A 733-nucleotide genomic window follows, 5' to 3' on the forward strand; every position below is an offset into this window, starting at 1 on the left:
AGGAGACGGCCGCCACGGTCGACGAGATCACCCACTCGGGCGCGCAGATCTCCAAGCGCGCCACGGAGGTGATCGCCACCGCCCAGGCGACCGCGCAGACCTCGCGCCAGGGCCTGCGCGCGGTGTCGGACACCGCCAAGGCCATGGACGCGATCCGCGAGCAGGCGGAAGCCGTGGCGGGCAACATCGTCAGCCTGTCGGAGAAGACCCAGACGATCGGCGACATCATCGAGACGGTCAACGACATCTCGGAGCGCACGCACCTGCTGGCGCTCAACGCCGCCATCGAGGCGGCCGCGGCCGGCGAGAGCGGGCGCAGCTTCGCGGTGGTGGCCGCGGAGATGAAGCTCCTGGCCGACCAGGCCAAGGCGGCGACCGGTCAGGTGCGGGCGATCCTGGGCGAGATCCAGCGGGGCATCAACACGTCGGTGATGCTGACCGAGGAGGCGGTCAAGCGCGCGGCGGCGGGCAAGACGCGCTCGGACACGACGCAGCGCACGATCGAGGAGATCACCGCGCGGGTGGAGGAGAACGTGCAGACGTTCCAGCAGATCGTGGCCTCGACCAACCAGCAGCAGCTGGGCATCGAGCAGGTGATGGGGGCGTTGCAGAACATCCGCCAGGCCAGCCAGCAGACGGCCGCCGGCACCCGGCAGGTCGAGGCCGCGTCCGCCAACCTCACCGAACTCGCCCAGGCCCTCATGGCCCTGGCCGAACGCTACCGGCACTGAGG

1 protein-coding gene is annotated in these 733 nt (G+C 70.7%); it reads left to right on the forward strand.

Annotated features, from left to right (window positions below):
* On the forward strand, nucleotides 1-731 hold a 731-nt coding region (locus ME121_RS32865), incomplete at its 5' end, for a methyl-accepting chemotaxis protein (RefSeq protein ID WP_491892969.1).
* Nucleotides 732-733: the final 2 nt, after the last annotated feature.

It is taken from the genome of Methylobacterium sp. ME121 (assembly GCF_000974725.1).
Taxonomy (GTDB): domain Bacteria; phylum Pseudomonadota; class Alphaproteobacteria; order Rhizobiales; family Beijerinckiaceae; genus Methylobacterium; species Methylobacterium radiotolerans.